The following is a 21,919-nucleotide window of genomic DNA, read 5'->3' on the forward strand; positions in this document are numbered from 1 at the left end:
CGCCGGGGCGGGGGGGGGCGGTCGGCGAGCTGATCCTGGTGGGGGGTGGCCAGCGGCCCCCCGTCCGCCGCCACCACGGGCTTCCCACAGCGGGCGCGGATCGCGGCAAGATCAAGCGGCTCGGGGCGGCGCATCGGCAGCAGCGCCAGCGTGGCCTGTGCGGTCAGCGCGTGGCCGCGCTTGCCGGCCAGCGTGGCATCGGCCAGCACCTCGAACCCGTAGCCCTCGTCGCGGCGCGAGAGCCGCAGGCGCATGTCGCGCGCGCCGCCCTCGGCGACGCGCAGCGGACGCAGGAAGGTGAGATCGCGGATCTCGAACCCGCCGGTTTCGTGCTGGGCGCGCAGCGCCTCGGCGGCGAGCGTCAGATAGCCTGTGCCCGGCAGCAGCGCGTCGCCGGCGCGGGTGCGGTGCTCGTCGATGAACCAGTCGTCGGTGGAGTAGCGCGCGGTGAAGAGCCGGTTGCCCTGCGCGTCGAAGCTCTTGTCGTCGAGCATCGGCACGCCGGCGGGCTCGACCGGCGCCGGCGGCACCTCGCCACGGCGCGCGGCCACGGCCTCGGCGGCCATGCCGACCTCGTTCCAGATGCCCCAGTTGATCGCCAGAACCCGCGTCTTGCCGCCAGACCGCGCCTGCGCGAAGGCGTTGAGATACTCGTTGGCGGCGACGTAATCGACCTGCCCCGCCGGGGCGGTGACGGTCGAGGAAGACGAGAACAGCACCATCCACTCGACGCTGCCATCGGGGAAGACCTCGCCCAGCACCTGCGTGCCGTGGATCTTCGGCGTGAAGACGTCCTCGACGCTGGCGGGCGACTTGGTGAGCAGCGGCGCGTCGTCGATAACACCGGCGCCATGGATCACGCCGGTGATCGGGCCGAAGCGGGCCTCGGCCTCCTCGCGGACGGCGCGCATCTGGCCCGGGTTGCAGACATCGGCGGCGGCGACCATCACCTGCGCCCCGGCCTCTTCCAGCGCCAGCACGGCGCGGATGCGCCGCGCAAGCCCGTCCTGCGGGGCGTGGCGGGCGAGATAGTCGGGCCACGCGCCGCGCTCGGGCAGCGCCCGGCGGGCGATGAGCACGAGATTGGCGCCGCGCGCGGCGAAATCCTGCGCCAGCGTCAGGCCGATGCCGCCGAAGCCGCCGGCCAGAAGGTAGGTGCCGCCCTCGCGCGCCACCGGGGCGGCCTCGGGCAGCTCGACCGGCTTCATCGCGCATTCGAAGCGCTTGGCGCCGCGCAGGGCGGCAAGGGCGTTGGCGGGCTCGGAGAGCAGCTCTTCGAGCACCTGAAGCCCCAGCGCCTCGAGCGCTTGCTCGCGCCGCGCCTCGGCCTTGGCCCGCGCGAAGAGCCCGGCCTCGGGGCGCGGCGGCAGTGCGAGGTCGAGGGTCGAGACGGTGACGCCCGGCAGCTCGCGCGGGATCACCCGCGCCGGGCCGGCGACGGTAGTCTTGGCGGGATGGGGCAGCGCCTCGTCGCGGACCCGGGCGGCGCCGTTGGTGACCACGGTCAGGTGCAGCGGGCGCGGCAGATTTTCCTCGGCGATGGCCTGCGCCAGGAAGAGCAGCGCGTAGAAGCCCTGCTCCTGCAGGCGGTGGAAGAAGCTCGAGCCGGGGCGGTGGCCCTCGCCCTCGGTGACCAGCCAGAAATGCGCAATCCGGGTCGGCACGTGACCACGCAGGGCGAGATCCTGCAGCAGCAGGTCATAGCCCTCGCGGCCGCGCTCGGGCGGCAGGATGTAGGCGGTGTCATCGATGCGGGTGAAGGCGTCGCCGGGGCGGATCTCGATCGCCGTGTGACCGGCGGTGCGGAGCTTTTCGACGGCGCGGGCGGCGAGCCCGGCCTCGTCCATGAACACCAGCCAGCTCTGCGGATCGGCATCCGCAAGACCGGCTTCGACATCGACCTCGACGGCGGCGGCCCGCAGTCGCCAGACCGGCTTCCAGCCCCAGCTTGCGACATCGTCGCTGCGCATCAGGAATTGCGGTGCGGCGTCGGACTGCGCCTTGCCCGGCGCGATGAAATAGGGCGCGCGCTGGAAGGCGTAGGACGGCAGCACCACGCGGTTGCGCCGCGCCTCGCCCCAGACCTGCTCCCAGTCGAAGCTGGCGCCCAGCGCCCAGAGCCGGCCCAGCACCTCGAACATGTGCTTGTCGTCGGAGATGGCGTCGTCGCGGTGGCGCAGCGAGGACAGCACCGCCTGCCCGGCGACGTCGGCATGCTGGCGGGCCAGCGCCGAGAGCGCCTTGCCGGGGCCGACCTCGAGATAAATGCGGTTGGGATCGGAGAGCGTGCCGATGCAGTCGGCAAACTGTACGGTGCCGCGCAGGTGCTCGACCCAGTACTCGGGCGAGGTCGCCTGCTCGTCGGTCATGAGCTGACCAGTGCGGTTCGAGGTCAGCAAAATCTGCGGCGCGAAGAGGTCGATGGAGCGCAGGTAGGCGCGGAAATCGTCGAGGATCGGCGCAAGCATGCGGCTGTGCGCGGCGATGTCGATGGGGATGCGCTGGCAATCGATGCCGTCGGCGCGCAGCCGCGCCTCGAGCGCGTCGAGCGCAGATTGGGGCCCGGAGGCGACCGAGAGCTCGGGGGCGTTGACCGCGCCGAGATCGAGATCGTCGCCGAGCAGCGGCAGCAGCGCATCGGCGGAGAGGTTGACCGACAGCATGCCGCCCGAAGGCACGGTGTCGAACAGGCGCCCGCGCAGGTGCACGAGGCCGATGCAATCCTCGAGGCTCATCACGCCGGCCAGGCAGGCGGCGGTGTTCTCGCCCATCGAGTGGCCGGCCAGCGCCACCGGCATCACCCCCCAGCTCATCCAGAGCTGGGCCAGTGCGTATTCGGTGATCATGATCAGCGGCAGTTGCAGGGACGGCCGGGTCAGCGCCTCGTCGGCCCGGTGCCGGTCCTCCTCGGCGGGCAGCCACAGCGCCCGGATGTCGGCGTCGGAGAGCTCGGCCAGCGTGTCGAGGCCGCGATCCATCCATTCGGCGAAGACCGGCTCGGTCTCGTAGAGATCGCGGGCCATGCCGGCATATTGCGCCCCGCCGCCGGGGAACATGAAGACGATCTCGGGCAGGTCGAGGGCGCTGTGCGAATGCACCCGGCGCGGAGAGTCTTCCTCGAGCAGGCGTGCGGCCTCCTCGTGGCTTTCGGCCACCACGATGCGGCGCTTCTCGAAGGCGCGGCGGCCCTGCTGCAGCGTCCAGGCGATGTCGGCGAGCGGCTGCTCGGGATGGGCGCGCAGATGCGCCGCGAGGCGCTTCGCGCCGTCGTCCAGCGCAGCCTTGCTGCGGGCAGAAAGCGTCAGGATCTGGAACGGCCAGTCGCTGTCTTCCGAGGGCGCGCGCGCGGGCGCCTCTTCGAGCACCGCGTGGGCGTTGGTACCGCCGACGCCCAGCGAGTTGACCCCGGCGCGGCGCGGATGGCCGGTCTGCGGCCAAGGCGTCAGCGTATCGTTGACCACGAAGGGGGAGCTGTCGAAATCGATCGCCGGGTTCGGTGCCTCAAAGCCCAGCGATGGCGGCATCTCGGCTTCGTGCAGCGCCATCGAGGTCTTGATCAGGCTCGCCACGCCGGCGGCGGTGTCGAGATGGCCGATATTGGTCTTCACCGAGCCGATGCGGCAGTGCCCCACCGCGTCAGAGGTCTCGCGGAAGGCCTGCGTCATGGCGGCGACCTCGATGGGATCGCCGAGATAGGTGCCGGTGCCGTGGCACTCGACGTAATCCACCGTGTCCGAGGTGATGCCCGCCACCGCCTGCGCCTCGGCCACCGCCTGCGCCTGCCCGTCGACGGACGGGGCGAGGTAGCCGGCTTTCTGGGCACCATCGTTGTTCACCGCGGTGCCCTTGATGACGGCCCAGATGTGGTCGCCATCGGCGATGGCGTCAGCGAGCCGGCGCAGCACCACGACGCCCGCGCCAGAGCCGAACACCGTGCCTTGCGCCCGGTGGTCGAAGGCGTGGCATTCGCCGTCGGGCGAGAGGATCTCGTTTTCCTTGTAGAGATAGCCGCGGTTCTGCGGCAGCTCGATGGTCACGCCCCCGGCCAGCGCCATGTCGCATTCGCCGTTCAGCAGCGCCTGCGCGGCGTAATGGGTGGCGACCAGCGAGGTCGAGCAGGCGGTCTGCAGGTTGATCGACGGCCCGTGCAGGTCGAGCACGTGGCTCAGACGGGTGGTCATGAAATCCTTGTCGTTGCCGGTATGGCGCAGCAGGAACATGCCGGTGTTTTCAACCAGCTCAGGGTTCGAGCAGACATTGAAATAGAAATACGAGCCCATTCCGCAGCCAGCAAAGACCCCGACCTGACCGTCGAAACTGTCGGGCACGTGGCCGGCGTTTTCCAGCGCCTCCCACGCGGTCTCGAGGAACTGGCGGTGCTGCGGGTCCATGATCGCGGCCTCCTTCGGGGAGAACCCGAAGAACTCGGCATCGAACATCTCGAAATCGGCAAGCGGCGCGGCGAAGGGAACGTAATCCTTGTGCCGCATCAGGCCGGGATCCTCTCCCGCCTCGCGCAGCTCTTCCTCGGTCAGGCGACGGATCGACGAGCGACCGGCGCGCAGGTTGTCCCAATAGGCGAGGATGCTGTCGGCCCCGGGTAGATGCGCCGCCATGCCGACGATGGCGATGTCAGTCTCGCTGCTTTGCAGCGGCAGTGCTGTGCTCATGAACCGATACCTTGTAACGCGCTACGCAACAAAAAGCGTAAAGGAAAAATTAGGAGAAAATTGGGCACCACCGAGGGACCTCCTCAGCCCCGTCGCCTCAATTCAACAAATCGCCCCCTATTGTCGGCGGACGCGAAACGGATTTGAGCCAAATCGACCAAACCGTTTCAAATGTAGAGGAACAGAAATCTATCAGCCGAGTCGCGACAAGGCTACTATTTCGCTCCAGTTGATCGCCACGGCCATCGCCGCGAGCAGCAGCGCGACCAGCGCAAACAGCGCATCGTGCAGCGGATCCCAGGCCCCCATGCGCCGCGCCAGCCAGACCACCACCGGATAAGCCAGCACATAGGCGGCGCCGATTCCAAGCAAAGCGCCAAGCAGGCCCGCCAGCTCTAGCCCGACGAGGATACAGCCCACCATCAGCAGCGCCCTTGCCAGCGCAAGGACAAAGAAGGTCCGGCTGTCGCCGGCGGCCAAAGCGGCCTGATCGTAGGTCTGCACGATGATCTGCGGCATCTGCACGCAGGCCACGATCACCGTCACCGCACCGGCGGCGTAGTAGCGCGGGTCGTAAAGCAGATCGACAAGCCAGTGCCCGATCGCGGCGAAGATGCCGACCAGCACGAGCAGCGCCGCGGTCACCACGAAACGCATCTTGCGCAGCCGCAGGAAATTCGCGCGGCTCTCCCTGGGCGGGGTCTCGCGGTAGATCGGGATCAGGATGCGCCAGGTCAGCATCCCGCCGAGCATCATCGGGAAGGCGGCGAGGAAGTAGCCGATATTGTAGATCCCGAGCAGGTCGAGGCTCAGGTATTTCCCCATCAGGATCTTGTCGCTCTGATTGAAGAAGAACCCGCAGATCGTCGACAGGAAGATCCATTTGCCGAAGCTGATCAGCTCGTGCACCGCCGTCTTTTCCCAGCGGAAGCGGTTGCTGTCACCGGGCAGGAACAGCCAGTTGATGACGACTTCGGCGAGCGACGTGAGCAGACCGCTGAGCACCAGCGCCCAGACCGTCCCCATCATCCACGTCAGCACAACCGCCGACACGACGCCGACGATCTTGGTGATGAAGTCCAGCGCCGTCACCCGACCGAGATTGAGGTGCCGGTTGGCGCTGTCCATCCGCGTCGGCTTGAAGCCGAGGATGAACAGCCCGAAACTCGCCACCGGCAGGATGGTGAGAAGCTGCGGCTCGTCGTAGAACGCCGCTGCCGGCCATGCGAGGCCGCAGCCGACGAGGAACAGCCCCGCCCCGCGCAGCACCTGGATGGTCCAGGCGGTGTCGAGGAAATCGCGCTCGTCGCCGCGCTTGCTCTGCAGGATCGCCGGGGTCACGCCGACATCGGAGAATTGCTGCAACCCCATCATGAAGACCGTGACCAGCGCCATCAGGCCAAAGGCCTCGGGGAAGAGCAGTCGCGTCAGGATCAGGTTCGAGGCCAGACGCAGGCCCTGGCTGAAGCCGAAGCCGCCGACGGTCAGCAGCGAAGAGCGCATCACACGCGCGCCGAGCGAGGCGCCGCGGAAGCGGGACAGCAGTGCCGCACTCATCGGCCGCGGCTCCAGTCGCCGGAGGCGGGGCGCAGGCGGACCGCGAGCGCGACACCGGTATAGACCGCAAAACCCAGCGGATCGCGCAGCGCGAGGCCGAGCTTTTCCGAGGCCGGAAAGGCGGGCTTGTCGTCATTGGCGACAAGCTCGGGGTAGCGGGCCTCGATCTCGGCCACGCCGGCATCCTGCCGCCGCCGCACCCGCACCAGCCGGTCAAAGCCTTCGGCGATCGGCCAGTCGTAGCGCGCCGGCACGCCGATGCGCTCTTCGGGAGTAAAGCTCAGTCGCACGAAGGTGTCATCCGAGATGATGTCCGGGAAGCCGCCCCAGCGCGCCCGGCCGGCGGCGTTGACCGCGAAGACCCCGCAGCCCGGCACGCAATGCGCCATGAAGGGCACCTTCCGCCAGATCCGGGCATAGGCGCGCGACACGGCGCTTTGCGCGGTGATATTGACCGTGCCGCTGGCATAACGCGGCTCCGGACAGGACAGCGTCTGGTAAAGCTGGTGCAGCAGATCCGGCGCCACGGTGACATCGGCATCGAGGTAGACCCGCACATCGCCTGTCGCGGCGGCATCGCCGGCATTGAGCGCCCCGAGCTTGCCGCCCTCATCTCGCTCGATCACCTGCAGGCTCCAGCCGCGCTCCGAAAAAGCCGGTGCCTTGGCTTGGGCGCGGGCGGCGGTGTCGTCGTGGCAGCCGTTGGCGATCACCAGAATCTCGACCGGGGCCGCTTCGGTCCAGTCCGAGGCGCACAGCGCATCAAGGCAACCGCCGATCAGCGCAGCCTCGTTGCTTGCCGGTAAGATGACCGAAACGGCTGGCGTCCCGGGAGTCTCGGTAGATCCCGTCATTTTCATACCAAACAGCCACACACGCGCGCCATATGCGCTTCACGCATCCTCCCGTGCCAGCAAAATGTGGCAAAAAAGAGAAGTCACCTCAAAATATAATCAAATTGATAAGAACCGCGTGATGCGCAGCGAACACGGTGCCACGGCATCTTTTGAAATCCGCAGGGCGGTGTGGAAACCGGCTGCGATCCCGGTCACATTGCCCGGGACGAGCTGACAGCGGGGGATGCGTGTCGCAGAGATTGCGGATCGGATACCTGGTACCCCAGTTTCCGGGCCAAACTCATATTTCCTTCTGGCGCGAGGTTCAGGCGCTGGAATCGATGGGTCACAAGGTCGACCTGCTCTCCACGCGCATGCCGCCGTCGGGGCTGATCGCGCATGACTGGTCGGAAGACGCCATCGCCCGCACCACCTATCTTGGCCAGATCGAACCGGTGCGCCTGCTGCGGGCCCTGACCGGGCTGCTGCCGCGCGGGCTTGCCAAGGCGATCCTGAAGGAAGGCCCCGGCTTCGCCCGCGACGTGGCGGCGACGCTGTCGGCGGCTCAGATGCTGAAGGCCCATGCGGAGAAGGCCCGGCTCGACCACGTGCATGTGCATTCCTGCGATCGCGCCGCGCTGAGCGCGGCGCTGTCGCGTCAGCTTGGCGGGCCGACCTATTCGCTCACCCTGCACGGACCGCTGTCGGCCTATGGCCCCGGCCAGCGCGTCAAGTGGCGGGGCGCGGCCTTTGCGACGGTCATCACCCACAAGCTTCTGCACGAGCTGCAGGCGGCCCTGCCCGAGGATCTGCCCGAGCGCCTGACGGTGCGCCCGATGGGGGTGGATACCGAGGTGCTCAAGCGCGAAACGCCCTACCAGCCGCCCGAGAAGGGCCGGCCGATCCGACTGTTCTCCTGCGGACGCCTGACCGTGGCGAAGGGGCATCAGGACCTGATGTCGGCGGTGCGCCAGCTGCTCGACCAGGGGGTCGACGTGCGGCTCGAGATCGCCGGCGAGGACGATGCCGGGGGCGAGGGCTTCCGCAAGGATCTCGAGGCGCATCTGCGCAAGCTGCGGCTGCAGGACCACGTCAAGCTGCTGGGCGCGATCGACGCCGGCGCGGTGAAGGAGAAGCTGCTCGAGGCGCATGCCTTCGTGCTGGCTTCGTGGCACGAACCGCTGGGCGTGGCCTATATGGAGGCAATGGCCTGCGGCGTGCCGGTGATCGGCACCGATGCCGGCGGCGTGCGCGAGCTGATCGACGATGGCAGCACCGGCAAGCTGGTGGCGCCGAAGGAGCCGACGGCGCTGGCCCGGGCGATCCGCGAACTGGCGCAGAACCCTGACAGCGCGCTGCGCTTCAGCGCCGCCGGGCGCGCCCATGTGGAGGCGCATTTCCGCGCCCGCCTTGGCGCCGAGACGCTGGTTTCGGAAATCCTCGCAACCCGCGACGTGGCTGACAAAGAGACCTGAGCGCAACCCGCTTCAGCGGGCGCGGTCTCAGAGACCGGCGGTCGGCACCTCGACCGCCACTGCCGCCGCGGCGAAGCGCAGAGCCTCGACCTCGACCATGCGCACGATGCCCCGCGGTCCGCTGGCCACCAGCCGTCCCTGCTCGCGCGAGAAGCCGTACTCGGCCTGCGCGCCGGGCAGCACCGCCAGATCCCGGCCCTCGCCCCCGTGCAGCATGTCGTCTCCGCCACCGCCGATCAGGATGTCGTCGCCCGCCCCGCCGAGCAGGATGTCGGGCTTCGCACTGCCCTCGAGCGTGTCTCCCCCTGCGCCGCCCTCCAGCAGCAAGCCGTCGTCGAAGGCGTTCGGCGCACGCGCCTCCCAGCCGGACGGCGCGGTGGCGTTGTAGCTCATCAGCATGTCCCAGCGCGGGTTGTCGTCGTCGAGATGGCGCAGCGCCCCCCAGCTGCCCCATTGCGAGGCCGCCGCGACATCGACGAAGGCGTTGAACAGCGTGCCGCCGTTGGCGACCCAGCCGGTCAGCAGCTCCTCGTAGAGCTTGGCCATCTCGGGGGTGTAGTTGAAATAGGCAAAGAACTCGGCCAGCGTCCGGTCGTTGACCCGCACCATCTGCGGCGTGACATGGGTGCCGCCTTCGTACATCACCAGCCGCAGCCCGGCAGTCTCGGCGACACTGGCGTGGTAGGGGAAGATTTCTTCGATCAGCTCCTTCAGCGACCCTTCGAGCAGCGCCAGGGCGACCGGCGCCACGGCGGCGTCGAAGCGGTGCTGCCTGACATATTCGCGCAACGCCACGCGGCGCAGCCCTTCGGCCTCGCCCGCCGCGACCGCCGCCGCCTCGGAGCGCGCCAGCCAGTCGTCGAGCTGCGGCGCCATCTCCTCGCCGCCCATCTCGTAGCCGAAATACCCCGCCACCGCGTAGGCGTCGAACAGGTCCTGCGGCGGGTGCCCGAGCTGCAGGTAGGCCAGCGGCGCCAGCAGGACGTTTTCCTCGAGACCCGGCCAGCCGGTGTGGGTCGAGACCACCCGCACGAGCCGGTCTTCGGTCTCGTCGCCGTAGACATCGGTCCAGATCTGCATGACCTGCGCCGAGCGCAGGCCGTAATACTGCATCCAGCCGGCCTCGGAGCGGCCCCAGAGCGCATCCGCCTGCGCCTCGGCCCAATGCGCCTGCTCGAAGATGTGGTTCCAAACCTCGTTGGAATACTCGACATAGGCCTTGAGACCGGGGTCGAGCCGCGCCTTCACCAGCTCGGCGAACTGGCGCACATAGGCGTCATCGGCCATGTGCGGCACGTTGAACCACGGGTCGGCCCCGACCTGGTTGGCGAGCCGGATCATCACCTCTGCGGGCACGCCCCAGGCGCTCCAGGTGTAATCGCTCATCCGGGGGCGGTCGTCCCAGCTTTGCACCGGCGAGCCGTTGGTCTGCATCCAGTCCATGAAGCGCAGGCTGCGCAGATCGCCGATGCGCTCGAGCCAGCGCGGATTGAACAGCGCGCCAGCCTCGTAGAGCGCCAGCTGATCCTCGCGCACGATGCGGACATTGCGGATCGGATCCTCGGGATCGGTGGCGCTGATCGAAACCCCGACCGAGCCCTCGCCCGGGCTGTACCAGAACTGACCCTCGCCCTCGCCGAGCCACACCCGGCTGGCGCGGCCGGTGATGTCGAGCGTGCCCTTACCCTCCCAGAACACGCGGTAGGTGCCGATCAGGGACTCGGCGTCGGGGGAAATGTCGGTGAGCAACAGGGCCTCGAGCCGCTCGACCCGCTCGGGAATGCGAACCGGCCAGCCGTCCTCGTCGAGCGCTCCTTCGGCGCGCAGCTCCTCGGATTCGACCCCGCCCCATTGCCCGGGCAGATGGCCGACCCATTGCCGGGCGGTCTTCATGTGGTCGAGAAACGGCGCCTGCGTCGACCAGTCGGCGATGCCGTTCAGCCCCATCGCCAGCGCCGGAGCGCCCTGCGGCCGGGCGCCGGGCTCGGGCAGTGCCACCTGGCCGCGCTGCGGCAGCGGCTCTGATGCGGCGGCAGGCTCCGACCTCGTCACGACGATGCGCTTGGCGGGCAGTCGCGGCGCGAGCGCGGCGCTTTCGAACACGCCGGAGGCCGAGACCTCCTGCCACACCAGCGCCGCCAGCTGCGGGTAGGCCGCGACGATCGCCGGGTGCAGGCTCGACGGCGGCCTGTAGCCGGCGGGCGGCGGCGCCTGATAGGTCGCCGCATAGGTGATCATCGCGGCGAGGAAATAGAGGCTCGGCGTGCCATGCGGGTCGAGATCGACATACAGCGCCTCGGCGGGCACCTCCTCGAGCGGGCCGCCTTCGCCGAGCAGCACCGCGAGGATGCGCGCCACCGGGATCAGCCGGATATCGGCCCCGGGTCGCTCCGAGCGCAGGTCGGCAAGAAGGGTCTCGTACCAGTCGTGGTACTCGGCCTGATTCATCGCCTGATAGCGCCGCGCGGCGCGGGCCGAGGGCGGGTAGCTGCGCGACACGGCGTTCATTTCGGCCCAGCCCTCGTAGAGATACACCGGCATGCCGGAGGTCCGGCTCTGCATCCAGTCGACGATGGTCAGGATCGCTCCCAGCGGGCTCTCGCCCGCGGCATTGTCGTAATCGTAGGGCGCATCCGGCGCCTGGTACTGGATGAAATTCGCCGGGGTGATCCAGATCGCGTCGAAGCCGGCATTTCCGAAGGACCCACGCCCGGAATCCCAGTTGCCGGTGACCCCGGGGATCGTCCAGTTCGGGCGCGGCGGCAGGTTCGAGGCAAAATCGCGCAGGAACCCCCATTGCCCGTCCAGCGCGAGCGACCGCCCGTCGGCGCGAACCAGCTCGCCCATCCAGTGCGGCACGTTGGAATGCGCCTCCTCGCCAAGATGATGCACGAGGCTGTTGCCGAACACATAGACCTTGGCGGCGTCCCGCTCCTGCGCCAGCGCGGCGAGCGGCGTGAGCAGCGCGAGGCACGCGGCGTGGATGATACGTCGGATCACGGAGGCCTCCCTGATTTCGGCTGTTCCCATCAATATGGCGGGCTTGGCACCGCGCTCAAGGGCTGTGTCCGCTCGCCGCCCCGCGCGCATCGAAGAGCGCAACAATCCAGCCATTTTGCGGGTTTTCATTTGAAGGATTGAGCGTATAGTCCGCCGCATGATGACCACCGGCCATATCGCTGCAATCTCCCGCGCCCCCGGCGCGGCGCTTGCGCTTGGCCTGCGTCTTCTCCTAATCCGCCTCTGAGCGCGCAGTCTTCCGGCGCGACCGCTCAGAGGAGGCATCGTTTCGCGCCGGCGAGACACCAGGACGAAGACCATAAAGAGATTCAGTGACATGACCGATCAGACCAAAGACCGCGTGTACATTTTCGACACGACGCTCCGCGACGGTGAGCAATCGCCCGGCGCCACCATGACCCATGACGAAAAGCTCGAGATCGCCGAGCTGCTCGAGGATATGGGCGTCGACATCATCGAAGCCGGCTTCCCGATCGCCTCCGAGGGCGACTTCAAGGCGGTCTCCGACATCGCCGAGCGCAGCAAGGAGACGGTGATCTGCGGCCTCGCCCGGGCCCAGCTTCCGGATATCGACCGCTGCTGGGAGGCTGTGAAGCGCGCCCCGCGCCCGCGTATCCACACTTTCATCGGCACCTCGCCGCTGCACCGCGCCATCCCCAACCTCACCATGGACGAGATGGCCGATCGCATCCACGAGACGGTGACCCACGCCCGCAACCTCTGCGACAACGTGCAATGGTCGCCGATGGACGCGACGCGGACCGAGTGGGACTATCTCTGCCGGGTGATCGAGATCGCCATCAAGGCCGGCGCCACCACGATCAACATCCCCGACACCGTGGGCTACACCGCGCCGCGCGAATCCGCCGATCTCATCAAGCGCCTGATCGAGACCGTGCCCGGCGCCGACGAGGTAATCTTCGCAACCCACTGCCACAACGATCTCGGCATGGCGACGGCGAATGCGCTGGCCGCGGTCGAAGGCGGTGCCCGCCAGATCGAGTGCACCATTAACGGCCTTGGCGAGCGTGCCGGCAACACCGCGCTTGAAGAAGTCGTGATGGCGCTTCGCACCCGCGGCGACATCATGCCGTTCTACACCGATATCGACACCAAGAAGATCATGCATATCTCGCGCCGGGTCTCCTCGGTGTCGGGCTTCCCGGTGCAGTTCAACAAGGCCATCGTCGGCAAGAACGCCTTCGCGCATGAGAGCGGCATCCACCAGGACGGCATGCTCAAGAACGCCGAAACCTTCGAGATCATGCGCCCCGAGGACGTGGGCCTTGCCGGCACCTCGCTGCCGCTCGGCAAGCACTCGGGCCGCGCCGCGCTCCGCGCCAAGCTCAAGGATCTCGGCGTCGAGGTCGGTGACAACCAGCTCAAGGACATCTTCGTCCGGTTCAAGGATCTCGCCGACCGCAAGAAGGAGGTCTACGACGAGGACATCCTCGCCCTCGTGACCGCGGCGATGACCACGGAAGGCGCCGATCACCTCGAGATCGTGTCGCTCAAGGTCGTCTGCGGCACCGGCGGCCCGGCGGAAGCGACGCTCGAGATGGAGGTCGGCGGCGAAGAGATGTCGGCGACCGAGCATGGCGACGGCCCGGTCGACGCCACCTTCAAGGCGGTGCGCGCGCTCTATCCCAACAAGGCCCGGCTGCAGCTCTACCAGGTGCACGCGGTGACCGAGGGCACCGACGCGCAGGCCACGGTTTCGGTCCGGCTCGAGGAAGATGGCAAGATCGCCACCGGCCAGTCGGCGGATACCGATACGGTCTATGCCTCGGCCAAGGCCTATGTGAACGCGCTCAACCGCCTTCACGTGCGCCGCGGCAAGACCGGCAGCGACCAGAAGGAAATCAGCTACAAGGATGTTGGCTGACCTTTCCGAAGCAGAAACGCCCGCCCCCATAGGGCGGGCGCTTTTCTTCCAGGTGGTGGCCTGACTAGCCGAAATCGGAGTGATGTCCGATGTGATCGATCCCGCCATGAGCCACCTCATCGACGTCAGCCGGTTCATGCCCGAAGGTGAAGCCCTCGCTCTCGTCGTAGATCTCGCGCATCACCTCGGCTATCAGAAGCTCGACCATGGCCGTATCCTCTGCCGGATCGGTCACCTCCCCTTCCGCCTGCGTCACCTCTTCGGGCGCCACGAACTCGAAGGTTTCGGGGTCCTCGTCCTCCAGAAACAGCGCGATCTCGGCCAAAGAGGGCGCGGTCGCGGGCCCGGTCACGAGGTTGCTCTCGAGCATCGTCGTGTAGAATTGCGGCGCGCCGGCGGCAGAGGTCTCAACGGCAATCGCCCCAACCGGATAGGCGGTTGATCCCTGTGCCTCGGTCCACGCCGGCTCGGACGGTTCGTCCGTCCCGCCTAGCGCCTCCCCCGGGTCCTGCGGGTCTGCGGCGTCGCGCTCCTCAGGGTTCGGGTCCGGCGCGACAGGCACGGGACGGGCGAAGAGCGGCTGAGCCACCCCGCCCGGGCCGAAATATTGCTCTGCGGCGGGATCGAGATGAAAGACCTCCGACGCGCCCCGCACCGCATTCCCCCAGTCGGACCCCAATGTGCCGCCCGGCTCCGGCTCGGCGGGGCTGTCGGTTGCCTCCAGAGGCACCACATAGCCGAGGCTGACCGCCGCGTTGCGCAACCCGCGCACGCTGCCGTCTCCCTCGAATTTCATCGTCGAGAGCCCCCCCATGCGTCTGCCATGGTAAAGCTCGTCGCCATAGGAGGCGTTGGCCTCAGCCGCGAGCCGCTCCTCGAACGGCTCGGTCAGCTCTTCCATCGGCGACAGGTCGGGTTCCACAATCAGCCCGGCCTCGAGTTCCGGCGCAATCTGTGCACCGCCGTCAGGTGCGGCCATGATAAGCCGCTCGAAAATATACCCTAGCACTGGTCTCACTCACCTTAATCAGCCCACGCTCCTCGTCGTGGAGGCAAGGTGCGCCCGAGCCATGGCAGGCGCGGGCACGCAAAAGTGGCGATAGTGAGGCACTTGGCTGGTATTCGTTCTGAGACTTTAGTCCTTGGGTAACGCCTGCGCCGCAGCCGGGGCACAGCCGGCCCGGCCCGGTTTGCAGCGGCTTTTAGTCAGTTCCGTTTTGGCGGAGACGGGAAGCTGGCGTATAACAGGGGATGGCCAGAATGGCCGGACTCAGATCGAACCGTGCGCTGCGTGGGAGCAGCCAAGGGGTGAGAGCGGGGCCCGGCCTGTCCGGGCCCCGCATCGGCTCATCCCGTGCGGAGTTCAGAACAGCGCCAGCACCAGCCCGATCACCGCGCAGCCGAATGTGGCGTAGCCGCCGTCGATCAGCGTCAGCCGGAAGGGGCGCATGGCGTAAGCGTTGTTGATCATGATCCAAGGCGAAATGAAGAACAGGCCGATGCCGAGCCCGGCCATCAGCCCGCCGCCCAGGCTCGCGATGCCGGCCATCGCGAAGATGTGGCGCATCATGCCGGCCACCAGCAGCATCGCCAGCGCCGAGAGCACGAAGGGCAATGGGCTGCCGCCCTTGGGTCGGCCAGTCTCGTCGCACTCGAGCCCGGCGGCCTCGATCCACGGCTTCGACAGCGCCATGTAACAGCCGGCGCCGAACAGCCATGCGGCGGCGGCCGCGACGATGACAGAGATCAGACCCATGGCGATTCCCCCGCTTGCTTACCCCGCCACTCTGGCAGGGCCCAGGCGATCCGCCTAGAGCTCAGGGGTCGAGCCCCGCCATCTCGCAGACCAGCCGCCATTCGGCCTCGGTCACCGGCTGCACCGACAGGCGCGAGCTTTTCACCAGCGCCATCTCCGAGAGCGCCGGCTCCTGCTTGATCTGCTCAAGCGTCACCGGTGTCTTGGCCGCCTGCACCGCCTTGATGTCGACGCACTCCCAGCGCGGATCGTCGGTGCTGCTGTCGGGATGGGCCTCGGCGATCACCTCGACGGTGCCGACCACGGCCTTCTCCTTCTGGGAATGGTAGAAGAAGCCCCGGTCGCCCACGGCCATCTGGCGCATGAAGTTGCGGGCCTGGTAGTTGCGCACGCCGTCCCATTCCTCGCCCGCATCGCCCTTGCCGACCTGATCCTGCCAGGACCAGGTCGAGGGCTCGGACTTGAACAGCCAGTACTTCACCCGATCACCTTCTTCCACGCCACCAGCTCGACGCTCTCGAAGAGCCCGGCCTTGGCGTAGGGATCGTTGGCCGCCCAGTCCTGCGCCGCGCTCATGTCGGTGACGTCGAGGATAACCAGGCTGCCGGCCATCTCCCCGGCCTCGTCGAGCAGCGGCCCGGCCTGCGCCACGGCCCCGGTCGCGTCGATATAGGCGAGATGGGCGTCCCGGTTGTCCTTGCGGGTCTGGAGCGCGCCTTTCTTGTCCTTGGCGATAAGGGCGATCAGCATGTCATTCTTCCTTCAGTGGACGGTTGAGCAGATAGGTGATGGCCTCGGCGATGCTGGTGCCGCCCTGGCTGACCTCGTGCACCATGGCACAGATCGGCAGCTCGATCTTCAGCTTCATGGCGAGCCGGGTCACCGCCTCGGCGGTCTTCACGCCCTCCACGGTGAGGCTCGGGTCGAAGCGCTCGTGTTTGCCGAGCGACAGGCCGAAACGGTAGTTGCGCGACAGCTCGGAGGTGCAGGTCAGCGCCAGATCGCCGAGGCCCGAGAGGCCCGCGAGGGTCTCAGGCCGGGCGCCGAGCTTCGCGGCAAGGCGGGTCATCTCGGCGAAACCGCGGGTCATCAGCGCGGCGCGGGCGCTGTCGCCGAGCCCCTCGCCGATACAGGCACCGCAGGCGATGGCAATGACGTTCTTCAGCGCCCCGCCCAGCTCGGCGCCGCTGGTGTCGGTGGTGCGATAGAGCCGTAGCGCGCCGGTGGAGAGCTGGTTTTGCAGCGCCGCGCCCACGGCATCGTCGCGGCAGGCCAGCGTCAGCGCGGTGGGCAGGTTGCGGGCGATGTCGTCGGCAAAGCTCGGGCCGGTCAGGATCGCCGGGATCGCCTGCGGCTTGGCATGGGCGATGACGCCGGTGGGGCCGGTGAGCTCGTGCAGGTCGACGCCCTTGCAGCAGGCCACAAGCCGCTGCCCGGCGAGCGGGTTTTCGATCCGGGAGAGCACGTCGTGCAGCGACTGCATCGGCACGGCGAGGAGCAGGGTCTTGGCCTGCGCGACCTCCTCGATCTCGGTGCTGGCAGAGATCGCCTCGGGCAGCGGGATGGCGGGCAGGCGCGGGGCGCGGCGTTCGTTGTTGATGGCCGCCACGGTGGCGGCGTCGCGGGCCCAGATGCGGATCTCGTGGCCTTCTCGGGCGAGGCTCAGGGCCAGTGCGGTGCCGAAGGCGCCGGCGCCGAGAACCGCGATGCTCATGCCTTGGCCCCCTTCTTGCCCGAGCCCAGAAGCGGCGCGGCCTCGCGGTCAAGCGGCCAGCGCGGGCGGGCGGAAAGCCCCATGTCCGAGGTCTCGCCCTTGGCCAGCAGCTCGCCGCCGGCATAGGCGATCATGGCGGCGTTGTCGGTGCAGAGCCTGAGCGGCGGGGCTGTGAAGGTCACGCCATGCTCGGCGCAAAGCGTCTCGAGCGCGCCGCGAATGGCCTGATTGGCCGCCACGCCGCCGGCGATGGCGAAGGCGGGCACGGCGGGGCTTTCGGCGAGATAGAGCGCCAGCGCCCGGCGGGTCTTTTCCGCCAGCACGTCGCGCACGGCGGCCTGAAAGCCGGCACAGAGATCGGCCCGGTCGGCCTCGTGCAAGCCGCCCTGGGCTTCGACCAGCTTGTCGCGCATCCGCAGGAGCGCCGTCTTGAGGCCGGAGAAGCTCAGATCGCAGCCGTCGCGGTCGAGCAGCGGGCGGGGGAATCTGAAGCGGGTCTCGTCAGCCGCTTGCGCAGCTTTCTCGACCGACGGCCCGCCCGGCTGCAGCAGTCCGAGCAGACGCGCGGTCTTGTCGAAGGCCTCGCCCGGGGCGTCGTCGATGGTGCCGCCGAGGCGGGTGAAGTCCTGCGGGCCGCGCACGATCAGGAACTGGCAATGCCCGCCGGAGACCAGCAGCATCAGGTAGGGATAGGCCAGCTCGTCTGTCAGCCGCGGCGTCAGCGCGTGGCCGGCGAGGTGATTGACCCCCACCAGCGGCTTGCCGAGCCCCGCCGCCAGCCCCTTGGCCAGCATCACGCCCGAGAGCACGCCTCCGATCAGCCCCGGCCCCGCGGTCACCGCGATGGCGTCAATGCCGGAGAGCGGCAGCTTGGCCTCGGCCAGCGCCTGCTCGACCGCAAGATCGAGCTTCTCGGCATGGGCGCGGGCGGCGATCTCGGGCACCACGCCGCCGAAGGCCGCGTGGAGCTCGGTCTGGCCCATCACCACCGAGGACAGGATCTCGCGCCCGCGCAGCACCGCGGCGGCGGTGTCGTCGCAGCTGCTTTCCAGCCCAAGGATGATCGGCTCTCGCATCGGCGCGTCCGTTGCATTGTCGTTCCCTTGCAGCTACCACCTGCTCACCCGCCCCACAATGCCGGAGCGCCCATGGCCCCGCCCGAGCCCATCCTGCTGCTGACCCGCCCCGAGGCGGCCTCGCGGCAGTTCCTGACGGCGCTCGAGGACGCGGGTCTGAGCGGGTTTCGGACCATCATCAGCCCGCTGATCGGCATCGAGGTGACCGGACCGCTGCCGGATCTCGCGGGCATTGGCGGCGCGATCTTCACCTCGGCCAATGGCGTCCGGGCCTACGCGGCGCTGGGCGGGCCGGTGCTGCCGCTCTGCTTTACGGTGGGCGATGCCACCGCCGAAGCCGCCCGCGCGGCGGGATTCGCACCAAAAAGCGCCGCCGGCGATGCTGCGGCTTTGGTCGCAATGATCATCGATGAGGCACCGGGGGTCCCGCTGGTGCATTTCCGCGGAACCCACGCCCGGGGCGCCGTGGCAGAGCGACTGCGCGGGGCGGGGCTCAGCGCGACCGAGGCGGTGATCTACGACCAGCCTGCACAGGAATTGAGCGCCGGGGCGAAAGCGGCGCTTCAGGGCGATGTCCCTGTGATCGTTCCGCTTTTCTCTCCGCGCAGCGCGGCCCAGTTTGCCCGTGGCGCCCGCGGCGGCGCGCCGCTTATCGTCGCAGCGATGAGCAAGGATGTGGCCGCGGCGCTGGAGGCGCTATATGTGACTCGACTGGAGATTCTGGCACAGCCCGACGCCAAGGCGATGCGGCGGGTCGTGATTGGTTTGCTGACGGACCTCGGGGCGCTTGTGAAAGCTCGCGGGTCTGTGAAAGGTTAGACAGGCGCGATTACCGTGCCGAAGCAAGAATTTGAAAGGGTGGAGCGTGGCCGACGAAAAAAAGCCAGTGGATGGCACCGAGGACCAGACGGACGAGGCGAAGACGCCCGAGACCGAGCTGACCCCGGAGACAACCCCGGACGCGGTCGTTTCCGAAGAGGACGATGCCGCGATCCCTTCTGACGAGGATGGCGACGACAGCGTCGAGAGCGACGCCACCGATACGGTGGCTGCCGAGGGTGACGACACCGTCGGAGATGACGACAGCCCGAGCGAAACCGAGGCCGAGGACAGCGTTGCCGAGGGCGAGGATACGCTCGAGGGCGACGACCAGATCCATTCGATCGGCGAGGCCGAGATGCTGGCCGCCGAGCAAGAGACCGCCGAGGGCGATACCGTCTCCGAGGCCGAGCCCGCACCCACGCCTGAACCCGAACCGGTCACGCCCACCCCGGCGCCGGTGGTTCAGGAGAAGGTGGTCGAGCGCAAGGGCGGCTTCGTCCCGATGCTGCTGGGTGGCGTGATCGCCGCGGCACTGGGCTATGGCGCTTCCTCCTACCAATCCGGCAGCTGGCCCTTCGAGACCGCCGCCGAGCCCGACAGCTTCCGCGAGGACACCACCGCGGCGCTTGGCGAGCAGACCGCGCGCATCGACGCGCTGGCCGCCGAAGTCAAGACCGCGACCGACACCGCCAACGGCATCGACCTCTCCTCGCTGGAAAGCGCGGTCGAGGGGCTGCGCGCCGATATCGATGCCGCCTCCGGGTCCTACGGCGAGCTTGCCGGGCGTCTCGAGGCGCTCGAGAAGCGCCCGGTGGAAGAGTCGGTCTCGCCCGAGGCCATGGCCGCCTACGAGAACGAGCTGAACCTTCTGCGCGACGCCATCGCCCAGCAGCGGCTCGAGGTTGAGGAAATGACCCAGCAGGCGCTGGAGGCGGAATCGAACGCCGAAGAACAGGCCGCGCTCTCGAAGGCCCGCGCCGCGCTCTCCGAGGTCTACGCCGCGCTTGGCGCCGGCGAGCCTTATGCCGAGCAGGTCACCACCATCGAAGCCAACGGCGTGACCGTGCCCCAGGGCATGGCAGCGGCCGCCGGCGAGGGCGTCCCGACGCTGGCCGCGCTGACCGAGGAGTATCCGCCGGCCGCCCGCGAGGCGCTGTCGGTGGCCCGCCGGCTCGAGAGCGAGGCCGAGACCGGCACCCAGCGCTTTGCCACCTTCCTCGCCGACCAGGTCGGCGCCCGGTCGGTGACGCCGCGCGCGGGCGATGCGCCGGACGCGATCCTCTCGCGCGCCGAGTCGGCGCTGCGCGGTGGCGATCTGCAACAGGCTCTGACCGAGCTCGAGGCCCTGCCCGACGAGGCCAAGGCACCGCTGTCGGACTGGATGGCGCGGGCGCAGACCCGGGTCGCGGCGGTGACTGCCGCCGACGGTCTGGCTCAGGAACTGAACAAGGAATAAGGGTCGCACAATGCTTTGGTCACTTCTGAAGATCGTTCTCTTCGTCGCCGTCGTGGCGGCCCTGACCCTTGGCGCCGGCTACGTGATGGAAAGCCAGGGCGGCATCCAGATCACCGCCGGGGGCTACGAGTTCAACCTCGGGCCGCTGCAATCGGTGATCGCCGTCATCGTGCTGGTGGTGCTGCTCTACGTGGTGTTCAAGCTGGTCTCGCTGCTCATCGCGGTGCTCAAGTTCATCAACGGCGATGACACCGCGCTGTCGCGCTATTTCGACCGCAACCGCGAGCGCAAGGGCTACCAGGCGCTGTCTGAGGGTTTGCTTGCGCTCAGTTCGGGCGAGGGCAAGCTGGCGATGGCAAAGGCCCAGAAGGCCGACCGCTACCTGCACAAGCCCGGCCTCACCAACCTGCTGACCGCTCAGGCCGCCGAGATGACCGGTGACACGCGCAAGGCGGAAGAGGTCTACAAGAAGCTCATCACCGATGACGAGACCCGTTTTGTCGGCATCCGCGGCATGATGAAGCTGAAGCTCGCCAAGGGCGACACCGACACCGCGCTGAAGCTCGCGGAGCGCGCCTTTGCGCTCAAGCCCAAGCATCCCGAGATCCAGGACACGCTGCTGCAGCTGCAGGCCCAGAAGCACGACTGGCGCGGTGCGCGTCAGACGCTTTCGGCCAAGCTCAAGCACGGCGCGCTGCCGCGCGACGTTTACCGTCGCCGCGACGCGGTTCTGGCGCTGTCGGAGGCCAAGGACATCTTTGCCGAGGACAAGCCGATCGAGGCCCGCGAGGCGGCCATCGCCTCGGCCAAGGGCTCGCCCGACCTGATCCCCGGCGCCTGCATGGCGGCGCGCGCCTATATCGCGCGTGGTGAGCAGAAGAAGGCGATGCGCATCCTCAAGAAGACCTGGAGCGTGCAGCCGCATCCCGACCTCGCCGCCGCCTTCGCCGAGATCGCCCCCGACGAGACCCCGGCGGAGCGCATGAAGCGCTTCCGGACGATCACCTCGATCCGCCCCGACCATCGCGAGACCCGCCTGCTGCGGGCCGAGCTGGCGCTCGCGGCCGAGGACTTCCCCGAGGCGCGCCGCGCCATGGGCGATCTCGTCGACAAGGAGCCCGATGCCCGGACCCTGACCGTCATGGCGGCCATCGCCCGCGGCGAGGGCGCGCCCGAGACCGAGGTGCGTGGCTGGCTGGCCAAGGCGCTGGTGGCCCCGCGCGGTCCGCAATGGGTCTGCGACAGCTGTCACCACATCCACGGCGAATGGGTGCCGATCTGCGAGAATTGCGGTGGCTTCGACACGCTGAGCTGGACCACGCCGCCGCAATCCGACGCCGCACCGGCCGGCGCCGAGATGCTGCCGCTGATCGTCGGTGCGCTCGACGACAAGACCGAGGCAGAGACCGCCGAGGCGGAGGCCGAGGCCGCGCCCGAGATCCTCACCCCCAACCCGCCGACCGAGGAGGCCAAGGCGGCCGCCGAAGCGACCGTCGAGGATGCCGAGGAAGTCTCTGACGAGCCTGAAAAGGAAGGCGTAAAATAGCCCTTCCCCCCGGGCGGCCCCGATGCTAAGAGGCCGCCCACCAGTGCCGGTGTAGCTCAGCTGGTAGAGCACGTCATTCGTAATGATGGGGTCGTAGGTTCGAGT

15 protein-coding genes are annotated in these 21,919 nt (G+C 68.4%); 5 read left to right on the plus strand and 10 right to left on the minus strand.

What is annotated here, in order from left to right:
• The 3 genes from AC6RA4_RS10060 to AC6RA4_RS10070 form a co-directional block, all read right to left on the minus strand.
• Positions 1–4,670 (minus strand): type I polyketide synthase (locus AC6RA4_RS10060; RefSeq protein WP_500159914.1); only part of this gene is annotated, 4,670 nt, incomplete at its 3' end.
• 192 nt (positions 4,671–4,862) lie between these two features.
• Entirely contained in the window at positions 4,863–6,227 is a 1,365-nt protein-coding gene (locus tag AC6RA4_RS10065; protein WP_500159916.1) for an oligosaccharide flippase family protein, read from the minus strand.
• Positions 6,224–7,081 carry a glycosyltransferase family 2 protein gene (locus AC6RA4_RS10070; protein ID WP_500159918.1) on the minus strand — a complete coding sequence of 286 codons (858 nt, stop codon included), beginning with the start codon at positions 7,079–7,081 and terminating at the stop codon, positions 6,224–6,226. Before AC6RA4_RS10070 ends, AC6RA4_RS10065 begins: the two co-directional genes overlap by 4 nt.
• A 242-nt stretch (positions 7,082–7,323) precedes the next feature.
• Between AC6RA4_RS10070 and epsE the strand changes: the two genes are divergently transcribed.
• A complete protein-coding gene (gene epsE / locus AC6RA4_RS10075) occupies positions 7,324–8,538 on the plus strand; it encodes an exopolysaccharide biosynthesis GT4 family glycosyltransferase EpsE (protein ID WP_500159941.1) in 1,215 nt (404 codons plus the stop codon).
• Between the two features lie 27 nt (positions 8,539–8,565).
• Here epsE and AC6RA4_RS10080 read toward each other — a convergent pair whose 3' ends face one another.
• Positions 8,566–11,538 (minus strand): serine/threonine-protein kinase, encoded by a 2,973-nt coding sequence (locus tag AC6RA4_RS10080; protein WP_500159920.1) that lies wholly within the window; start codon positions 11,536–11,538, stop codon positions 8,566–8,568.
• A 337-nt stretch (positions 11,539–11,875) separates the two neighbouring features.
• On the opposite strand from AC6RA4_RS10080, the gene AC6RA4_RS10085 reads away from it, so the two are divergent.
• Positions 11,876–13,444, plus strand: coding sequence for a 2-isopropylmalate synthase (locus AC6RA4_RS10085; RefSeq protein WP_500159922.1), 1,569 nt, complete (start codon positions 11,876–11,878; stop codon positions 13,442–13,444).
• A gap of 64 nt (positions 13,445–13,508) precedes the next feature.
• On the opposite strand, the gene AC6RA4_RS10090 is transcribed toward AC6RA4_RS10085, so the two are convergent.
• The 6 genes from AC6RA4_RS10090 to tsaD all read right to left on the minus strand — a co-directional run bounded on the left by AC6RA4_RS10090 (position 13,509) and on the right by tsaD (position 17,990).
• Complete coding sequence (locus AC6RA4_RS10090) at positions 13,509–14,423, minus strand: hypothetical protein (protein WP_500159923.1); 915 nt, start codon at positions 14,421–14,423, stop codon at positions 13,509–13,511.
• Between the two features lie 384 nt (positions 14,424–14,807).
• On the minus strand, positions 14,808–15,200 hold the full coding sequence (locus AC6RA4_RS10095) for a DUF1761 domain-containing protein (protein ID WP_500159925.1): 393 nt from the start codon (positions 15,198–15,200) through the stop codon (positions 14,808–14,810).
• A 61-nt stretch (positions 15,201–15,261) separates the two neighbouring features.
• Positions 15,262–15,681 carry an EVE domain-containing protein gene (locus tag AC6RA4_RS10100; protein ID WP_500159927.1) on the minus strand — a complete coding sequence of 140 codons (420 nt, stop codon included), beginning with the start codon at positions 15,679–15,681 and terminating at the stop codon, positions 15,262–15,264.
• Complete coding sequence (locus AC6RA4_RS10105) at positions 15,678–15,950, minus strand: YciI family protein (protein ID WP_500159929.1); 273 nt, start codon at positions 15,948–15,950, stop codon at positions 15,678–15,680. The genes AC6RA4_RS10100 and AC6RA4_RS10105 overlap by 4 nt, the downstream gene beginning before the upstream one ends.
• Position 15,951: 1 nt before the next feature.
• On the minus strand, positions 15,952–16,914 hold the full coding sequence (locus AC6RA4_RS10110) for an NAD(P)H-dependent glycerol-3-phosphate dehydrogenase (protein WP_500159931.1): 963 nt from the start codon (positions 16,912–16,914) through the stop codon (positions 15,952–15,954).
• Positions 16,911–17,990 (minus strand): tRNA (adenosine(37)-N6)-threonylcarbamoyltransferase complex transferase subunit TsaD, encoded by a 1,080-nt coding sequence (gene tsaD, locus AC6RA4_RS10115; protein ID WP_500159933.1) that lies wholly within the window; start codon positions 17,988–17,990, stop codon positions 16,911–16,913. The genes AC6RA4_RS10110 and tsaD overlap by 4 nt, the downstream gene beginning before the upstream one ends.
• A 72-nt stretch (positions 17,991–18,062) precedes the next feature.
• Here tsaD and AC6RA4_RS10120 point away from each other — a divergent pair, with 72 nt between their 5' ends.
• Genes AC6RA4_RS10120 through AC6RA4_RS10130 form a run of 3 tightly spaced genes read left to right on the plus strand, consistent with a single transcriptional unit; the run spans position 18,063 to position 21,814 of the window.
• Positions 18,063–18,809: a uroporphyrinogen-III synthase gene (locus AC6RA4_RS10120; RefSeq protein ID WP_500159935.1), complete on the plus strand. Its 747-nt coding sequence runs from the start codon at positions 18,063–18,065 to the stop codon at positions 18,807–18,809.
• A gap of 46 nt (positions 18,810–18,855) precedes the next feature.
• Positions 18,856–20,268 (plus strand): COG4223 family protein, encoded by a 1,413-nt coding sequence (locus AC6RA4_RS10125; protein ID WP_500159937.1) that lies wholly within the window; start codon positions 18,856–18,858, stop codon positions 20,266–20,268.
• Positions 20,269–20,278: 10 nt separating this feature from the next.
• Entirely contained in the window at positions 20,279–21,814 is a 1,536-nt protein-coding gene (locus tag AC6RA4_RS10130) for a heme biosynthesis protein HemY (protein WP_500159939.1), read from the plus strand.
• Positions 21,815–21,919: the final 105 nt, after the last annotated feature.

It is taken from the genome of Salipiger sp. (assembly GCF_059781815.1).